A 7327-nucleotide genomic window follows, 5' to 3' on the forward strand; every position below is an offset into this window, starting at 1 on the left:
GTCGTCGGTGACGTGGGTGACGAGTCCGATCTCGCGGGCGTGCTCGGCGTCGAACGGTTCGCCGGTGAGCATCGCGGCGGCGATCTTGCCGGCCGGAACGCGCTGCAGGATCGGGACCGAGATGATCGCCGCGGCGACGCCGATCCGCACCTCGGTCAGCGCGAACGAGACCGACCGGTCGACGACGACGAGGTCGCAGGACGCCATCAGGCCGATGCCGCCGGCGCGGACGGCCCCGTCGACGGCGGCGATCGTGGGCCTCGGCGTCTCCATCAGCCGTCGCATGACCGACACCGTCGGCGTCGAGTCGAGCGGGCCGGTCGATGCCGCCCGCTCCTTCAGGTCGGCGCCGGCGCAGAACGCGGGGCCTTCGTGGCGGAGTACGACGGCTCGGGCGCCGGCCGCCTCGGCCTGGGCGAGCCGATCGCCGAGCTCGCCGACGAGTTGGTTCGACAAGGCGTTGCGGTTGTGCTGCGAGTCGAGGGTGATCGTGGCGATGCCGTCGGCGAGATCGATGTGGACGACGTCTGCCATGCGGCCGACGGTAGCCCGGTTGCTCAGCCGTGGAGTTCCCGGAGGAACGCCTCGACGTCCTTGCGTTCGCGCGTTCGCTTCATCGGTGGCAGGGCGTTCACGATGTCCCAGCGGTAGCGCGCCGTGCCGAGCCGTGGATCGAGCACGGCGACGACGCCACGGTCGCTCGTCGAACGGATCAGCCGACCGGCCGCCTGCGCGAGCAGCGTGGCGGCACGCGGGATGTCGATCTCGCCGAACGCCGCCGGCCCGAGTTGCTCGCGTCGGGCGGACAGCAACGGGTCGTCGGGCCGCGGAAAAGGCAGCTTGTCGATGACGACGAGCGACAGCGTCCTGCCCGGCACGTCGACCCCTTGGAAGAGCCCGGTCGTCGCGAAGAGGCAGGTCTCCTCGGATTCGCTGAACTGCTTGACGAGGGCGGGTTTGGGGAGATCTCGCTGGGTGAGGATCGGGACGTCGACCTCGTCGCGCACCGCGTCGACGGCGGCATCCATCGCGGCCCAGCTCGTGAAGAGCGCGAGCGTCCGGCCGCCCGCCGCCTGGATCAGCGCGATCAGCTCGTCGGCGACGTCGGCCCGGAACTTCGGCGACCGAGGTTGCGGCAGATGCATGGCGCAGTACAGGAGCGCCTGGGACTCGTAGTCGAACGGGCTGCCGACGTCGATCTCGGTGTACTCCCCGTCGGGCAGCCCGACCCGGTGCCCGAGTGACGACGGGATCGTGGCGCTGGTGAGCACGGCGGTGTGCTCGGCCCAGACGCCGGCCGCCAGGGTGGGTCCGACGTCGAGCGGCGCGATCTCGAGCCGCGGCGATTCGGGTCGTCCCGAGACGAACGGCACGGTCGCGTCGCCGGCGGTGAGCGCCGCGGTGACCGACTCCATCGATCGGGTGATCATGCGTTGGGCGCGCAGCTTGCGCTGCTGGGCGTCCTCGATGCTCGTCTCGATCTGCTGGACGGCCTCGCCGACTCGCGTCAACCGCAGCTGCGCGTCCTCGAGGACGTCGGTGATGTCCGGGGGGAGCGGGACGTCGAGCCGCTGGCCCGTGTGCTCGCCGAGGACGTCGCGCAGCGCGGACGCCAACTCGGTGATCGAGCCGACCAGCTCGGGATCGTCGAGGAACCGGCGGATCGTGGCGCCGACGGTGACGAAGCGCCCGGGCGCGATCTCGACGCCGACCGTGTCGCTCATGATGTCTTCCAGCCCGTGGGCCTCGTCGAACACCACGACGTCGTGCTCGGGCAGGATCGCTCCGCCGCTGCCGACGTGCAGCCCGTAGAGGTAGGTGTTGACGACCACGACGTCGGAGGCCTGCGCCCGCCGGCGGGCGAGCTCGGCGAAGCACTCCTGGCCCATCGGGCACCGATCGGCGCCGGGGCACTCGTCGGAGCCGACGCTCACCGCTCGCCACGTCGTGTCGCTCGGGTTCCACTCGAGCTCGGCCTGGTCGCCGGTCGCGCTCTCACCGACCCACTCGGCGATCTTCTTGATCTCGAGCTTGGTGATCGCCGACATCTCCTCGAGCTCGAGCTGCCCCTGGTCGGGCTGGGCCATCTCGCGGAGCCGTTGGAGGCAGACGTAGTTGCTGCGGCCCTTCAGCACCGCCCAGTCGAAGTCGACGTCGTGCTCGGCGAGATGCTCGGCGAGGAACGGCAGGTCCTTCGTGGCGAGCTGGTCCTGGAGCGCCTTCGTCGCCGTGGCGACGATCGTCCGCTTGCCCGCTGCGATGGCGGGGACGAGGTAGGCGAGCGTCTTGCCGGTGCCGGTACCCGCCTGCACGACGAGGTGCCGGCCCTCGTCGATGGCGGACGCGACCCGCTCGGTCATCTCGCGCTGCCCGTCGCGGACCTCGGCGGCGGGGAGTGCGGCGGTGACGGCGTCGAGCGCAGCGACAGCGGCGGCCGACGCTGCCGAAGGCTCGGTCATCGAACGAGGGCGATCGCGGCGTCGAGGTCGTGGGCGTCGAAGTCCGGCCAGGCGGTGTCGGTGAAGTGGATCTTCGAGCCGGCGCTCTGCCAGAGCAGGAAGTTCGAGACCCGCAGCTCGCCGCTGGTCCTCACCAACACGTCGACCGGCGGCAGCTCGGTCAGGTAGAGGTGCTCGTCGATCGTGGCCGGTGTGATGGGTTGGTCGGCTGCTCGGACCGCCCGAACGGCGCTCATCAGCTCGTTCCGCCCGCCGTAGTCGAACGCCACGGTGAGCAGCATGCCGGTGTTGTCGGCGGTGTCGGCGATGGCCTTGCGGATCGCACGCTGGACGTACTTCGGCGTGCGAGCCGACGGGCTGTCGAACGGGCGGCCGATCCACTGGACGCGGACGTCGAGGTCGTTGAGCTCGTTGATGCGGCCGAACAGCCGCTCGTGCAGTCCGAGGATGTGGCGGACCTCGGTTCGTGGTCGTACCCAGTTCTCGGTGGAGAAGCCGAAGACGGTCAACCAGCCGATGTCGCGCTGCACGGCGAGGCGCACGATGCGGGCGAGGTTCTCCTCGCCCTCGGTGTGGCCCGCCGTGCGCGGCAACCCTCGACGGGCTGCCCAGCGACCGTTGCCGTCCATGATGCAGGCGATGTGGAGGGGATGACCGGTGCCGGGGTGGTCGCCGGGGGAGGAGGCGGTCGTCGCAGCGGCGACGTCGCCGGTCGTGGTGCTCACAGATCTGCCACGTTAGCGACCGGCGACGTGGGAGAATGGGGAAGTGAGCGATCGAGCGATGCCCGAGTCGAGCGGTGCCGTGGCGCAGGACCGCCAGCCCAACTCGTCGCTGCGCCACGTGCTCGTGGTCGGTGGCACGCTGTGCGATTGGGCCGACCTCGACGACTCGACGTGGCAGGCCAGGGTCGACGAACTCGGCCGCTTCTGCGCCGGTCTCGGGGTCCAGTGGCTCACGCTTCGGGCGTACGAATCCGGCCCCGACGCGGCCAGCGACCTCAAGCTCTGGACACACCTGGTCGACGGCTGCGAGGTCATCGTCGACCCCTGCGGCGACGGCCGTCAACGATTCGCCGAGGCGATGCAGCGCCTCGATCCGGACGACGAGGTGAACGAGGCGACGGTGGTCGCGTCGCTGTACGAGCCGGCGGACTCCGAGCCCGATCTCGTCGTCGTGCTCGGTCCGCCCACCCAGCTGCCACCGTCGCTCGTCTGGGAGCTCGCCTACGCCGAGCTGGTGTTCCTCCCGATCACGTGGGCCGAGCTGCGCGCCGACGACGTGGCTGACGCCGTCGCCGACTTCTCCAACCGGCGCCGCCGCTTCGGCGGCCTCGACGAGTGACCGTCGGCACCCATGAGCGTCCGGCGGGGGCCACGACGGTGAGTTCGCATGAGTGAGCTCTATCGCGACGTCGGGGTCGTGCTCCGCACGTACAAGCTCGGCGAGTCGGACCGGATCGTCGTCGTCATGACGGCCGAGAACGGCAAGGTCCGCGCCGTGGCCAAGGGTGTGCGCAAGACGAAGTCGAAGTTCGGTGCACGGCTCGAACCGATGAGCCACGTGCGGCTCCTGCTCTACCGGGGCCGCGAGCTCGACATCGTGAGCCAGGCCGAGTCGGTCGAGCCGCTCTCGCCGCTGTTGTCGTCGCTCGATCGGGCGTCGCAAGGCATGGCGGCGATCGAAGCCGTCGACCAGCTCGGTCTCGAACGCGAACCGAATCCCCAGCTGTACCGCATGGCGGTCGGCGTGCTGCGCACGATCGCCGAGCGCCCGGCGCCGCTGAACGTACCGGCGTTCTACTGGAAGCTGCTCGCCGCAGAGGGGCTCGAACCGCACCTCGACGCCTGCGTACGGTGCGGCGAGTCCGAGCCCGAGACGCAGCTCGTCGCCTTCGACCTCAACGAGGGCGGTGCGCTCTGCCGCGCCTGTCGAACCGGTGCATCGATCTCGCCGGCAGCCCTCCGGATCATGCGCGACATCCTCGGCGGCCGCCTCAACGAGGCGCTGGCACTGGAGGAGTCGCCGGCCACCCACGAGGTCGGTGCGCTGGCGACCCGAGCGCTCGAACACCACATCGAACGCCGCCTCAAGGCAGTCGCCATGTTCGAACAGCACTAGCGCGCTCCACCGAGTCGAGCCGGCCGCTCGATGCCTCGGAGGCTGCTGTGCTCAGGTCGGGTCGGGCATCTCGTTGGTGCCGTAGTCGTCCTCGACGCCGTGGGTCACGAAGACCTCCCACGGCATCTGTTGCGGGTCGTGGACCCACGACTTGTCCTGGCGCTGGTAGCCGCACACGAGGTCGTCCTGGTCGGCCCGGTCGAAGCCGCGCTCGTCCCACGTCGCGCGCACCTCGTCGAGCTCGTCGTTGGACTCGACCTGGATGCCGAGATGGCTCACACCTCGGGTGTTGCGGTCGGTGGTGTTGATGGCGAAGTTGAGCAGCGGGTCGTCGAGCATCCACTTGGCGTACCCATCCCGCTGCAGCGCGGGCGGCCGGCCGAACAGCCGCGTGTAGAACGCGACCGACTCGTCGAGGTCCTCGACGTCGAGCCCGATGTGCATTCGTTTCATTCGCTGACTCCCATGATCTCCGATGCTGCGTCGGGCAGGGCCGTCATGCAGCTCTGGTTGGCGGTGACGAGCGTGCGGATGCCGTCGGGTTCGCAGAACACGAACCGTTCCTCGGCGAGCACGTGCAGGTGCTTCGAGACGGTCGACTGACTCCTCCCGACGGCGTCGACGATCTCGCCGACCGTGAGCGGCCCGGCAGCGCGGGCGACGACGCTGAGGATCCGGACCCGTGTCGGGTCGGACAGGCACCGGAACCACGCCGCGAACTCGATCGCCCGAGCCCCGCCGATCCCCGTCTCGATGGCATTCATCGTTCATCGACGATAAACGATGAGGGACTGAGCGTCAAGCCGCTCGACAGGCGCAGACGCGCGGCGCAACTCGCAGCGGGGCCTGGCGGGCGCCTGGAGCTCCGCGAAGCGTTCCTGCGCTATGGTCGGTCGGCCGTGGCTCTGCTCGACGGATCCGGCGAGCCGAACGACACCCGAGGACCCTGTGCCGATGACCGACGTGCTCCTGTTCCACCATGCGCTCGGGCTGACCGACGGCGTGCGGGCCTTCGCCGACGAGCTGCGTCGTGCCGGGCACGCCGTGACGACGCCCGACCTCTTCGACGGCATGACGTTCGACTCGCTCGACGCAGGGGTCGTGCACGCCGAGCAGATCGGGTTCGAGGTCATCGCAGACCGCGGCGCAGCGTGCGCCGACGTGCTGCCCGAGCGCCTCGCCGTCGTCGGTTTCTCGCTCGGCGTGCTGCCGGCCCAGAAGCTCGCGCAGACTCGCAACGGTGTCGTCGCCGCCGTGCTCTGCCATTCGGCGATCCCGCTGTCGGTGTTCGGCGACGGCTGGCCCGACGGTGTCGATCTCCAGCTGCACTTCTCGGAGGAGGACCCGTGGGCGGCCGACGATCTCGACGCCGCCGGCGAGCTGGTGGCGGCATCGGGTGGTGAGCTCTTCCGGTACCCGGGTTCGGGTCACCTCGTGGCGGATCCGAGCACCGGCGACTACGAGCCCGAGGCTGCCGCGCAGATCCTCTCGCGGACGCTGGCGCTGCTCGACCGGGTCGGCTGAGCTACATCTCGACGAGGACTTCGTTGATGGTGACGGTCGGGGGGCCGGTGAACCTCGTCTCGAACCGCTCCATGACGGTCCGGAACTCGGCGCTCTCGCGGAGGCGCTGATACGACGCCGGGTCGCGCCACCGTGCAATCACGGTCACCCGGTTGGTCGCACGGTCGGCGGTGAACCAGGCGCCGAGCCAGTCGTCGTGTTCGGCGACGAGCGCACGGTTCGTGTCGTCGAAGAGCCGTGCCAGATCGTCGATCGACTCCGGCTCGACCGGGACGACCGTGGTGACCGTGAAGCAGCTCGGCGCGATCCGTTCCATGGCGATCAAGTGTCGCATGCTGATCCCCAAGGGTCGCGAGTCGTGGCCACGGTCGGGCAACGGTGACGAGCCTCCAGGCCCCGGCCGGCTGCGTCGGAACGGCAGCCGGCCGGAGCCGGTTCCCGCCAGGGAGGGTCAGAGCTCGATGCCGGCGCAGTTGACGTCGCCGAACTGGTCGAGCCAGCCGGCCTGGGTGCCGGCGTCGATGTCGTAGGCGAGCAGGGCCCCGTCGACGAGGGCATCGCCGTCTCGGTCGAGCGCCGTCCATGTCGCGGCGTAGTGGCTGTCCTGGGTGTGCTCGGCTTCGAGCCGGGCCAGGAACGCAGTGCCGTCGATGTTGTCGCACATCACTCCGCTCTTGACGCCGATGGACCCGTGCACGGGGAGCACGAGGTCGTCGCCCGCGCCGTCCTCGAAGCGGAACAGGCACCCACTCGCATCGATCCCGAACACCGCGAGGTTGACGCCGGATGCGTTCGCACCGGCTCGTACGAGGAGCTCACGCTCGAACGTGTCGGGGTCCGCGATGTCGAAGTCGACCTGCACGCCGCCGAGCACCTGGGCAACTCCGACGCCGCTGACGCCCTCGATCGGGACGTCGCTGGTGGGGCCCCCGGCCAGCTCGGCACGGAGCCGCCAGCCGGCGCTGTCCCCGAGTGCCACGAAGTAGCTGGTCACCGTGTCGCTCTGGCCGTCGTCGTCGAGGTCGACGAGCAGCGTCTCCATCGACGTGGCGTTGCCGGGCAGATCGCCCCCGAACGGACACGTCAGCACGACCGGCGTCCCGATGATCGGAGGAACCGTCACCGGAGGGTCCACCGCAACGGCGATGGTCGGTGCGATCGTGACGTTCGCGGTCGGCCGCGTCGGCGGCGTGCCCGGCAACGTGGGCGTCGGTTCGTCGGCC

9 protein-coding genes and 1 pseudogene are annotated in these 7327 nt (G+C 70.1%); 3 read left to right on the forward strand and 7 right to left on the reverse strand.

All coding sequences use genetic code 11. The annotated features are described in order from the left end of the window. The 3 genes from QNJ12_RS22930 to uppS form a co-directional block, all read right to left on the reverse strand. Positions 1-534, reverse strand: a 534-nt coding sequence (locus QNJ12_RS22930; RefSeq protein WP_300626320.1) for an enoyl-CoA hydratase-related protein, incomplete at its 3' end; no start/stop codon positions are given. Between the two features lie 23 nt (positions 535-557). After that, complete coding sequence (locus QNJ12_RS22935; protein WP_300626322.1) at positions 558-2459, reverse strand: ATP-dependent DNA helicase; 1902 nt, start codon at positions 2457-2459, stop codon at positions 558-560. Then, the gene (uppS, locus tag QNJ12_RS22940; RefSeq protein WP_300626323.1) at positions 2456-3184 is read right to left on the reverse strand and encodes a polyprenyl diphosphate synthase; all 729 of its coding nucleotides are present in this window, start codon (positions 3182-3184) and stop codon (positions 2456-2458) included. The genes QNJ12_RS22935 and uppS overlap by 4 nt, the downstream gene beginning before the upstream one ends. A gap of 43 nt (positions 3185-3227) precedes the next feature. Here uppS and QNJ12_RS22945 point away from each other — a divergent pair, with 43 nt between their 5' ends. Together QNJ12_RS22945 and recO are read left to right on the forward strand one after the other, a co-directional pair. Beyond that, positions 3228-3803 carry an undecaprenyl diphosphate synthase family protein gene (locus QNJ12_RS22945; RefSeq protein ID WP_300626325.1) on the forward strand — a complete coding sequence of 192 codons (576 nt, stop codon included), beginning with the start codon at positions 3228-3230 and terminating at the stop codon, positions 3801-3803. A gap of 48 nt (positions 3804-3851) precedes the next feature. Beyond that, the gene (gene recO, locus QNJ12_RS22950) at positions 3852-4580 is read left to right on the forward strand and encodes a DNA repair protein RecO (RefSeq protein ID WP_300626327.1); all 729 of its coding nucleotides are present in this window, start codon (positions 3852-3854) and stop codon (positions 4578-4580) included. Between the two features lie 51 nt (positions 4581-4631). On the opposite strand, the gene QNJ12_RS22955 is transcribed toward recO, so the two are convergent. Both QNJ12_RS22955 and QNJ12_RS22960 read right to left on the reverse strand, forming a co-directional pair. After that, entirely contained in the window at positions 4632-5033 is a 402-nt protein-coding gene (locus tag QNJ12_RS22955; RefSeq protein WP_300626329.1) for an ArsI/CadI family heavy metal resistance metalloenzyme, read from the reverse strand. Then, positions 5030-5344 (reverse strand): helix-turn-helix transcriptional regulator, encoded by a 315-nt coding sequence (locus tag QNJ12_RS22960; RefSeq protein WP_300626330.1) that lies wholly within the window; start codon positions 5342-5344, stop codon positions 5030-5032. Before QNJ12_RS22960 ends, QNJ12_RS22955 begins: the two co-directional genes overlap by 4 nt. 121 nt (positions 5345-5465) lie before the next feature. Here QNJ12_RS22960 and QNJ12_RS22965 point away from each other — a divergent pair, with 121 nt between their 5' ends. Beyond that, positions 5466-6104 (forward strand): dienelactone hydrolase family protein, encoded by a 639-nt coding sequence (locus QNJ12_RS22965; protein ID WP_300626332.1) that lies wholly within the window; start codon positions 5466-5468, stop codon positions 6102-6104. A 1-nt stretch (position 6105) separates the two neighbouring features. Here the strand turns inward: QNJ12_RS22965 and QNJ12_RS22970 are convergent, their stop codons facing one another. Both QNJ12_RS22970 and QNJ12_RS22975 read right to left on the reverse strand, forming a co-directional pair. Beyond that, on the reverse strand, positions 6106-6420 hold the full coding sequence (locus tag QNJ12_RS22970) for an antibiotic biosynthesis monooxygenase (RefSeq protein WP_300626334.1): 315 nt from the start codon (positions 6418-6420) through the stop codon (positions 6106-6108). A gap of 135 nt (positions 6421-6555) precedes the next feature. Continuing rightward, positions 6556-7327 (reverse strand): annotated as a pseudogene (locus tag QNJ12_RS22975) (hypothetical protein); the annotation flags it as partial.

Origin of the sequence: Ilumatobacter sp. (assembly GCF_030065885.1) — a bacterium.
Lineage (GTDB): Bacteria > Actinomycetota > Acidimicrobiia > Acidimicrobiales > Ilumatobacteraceae > Ilumatobacter.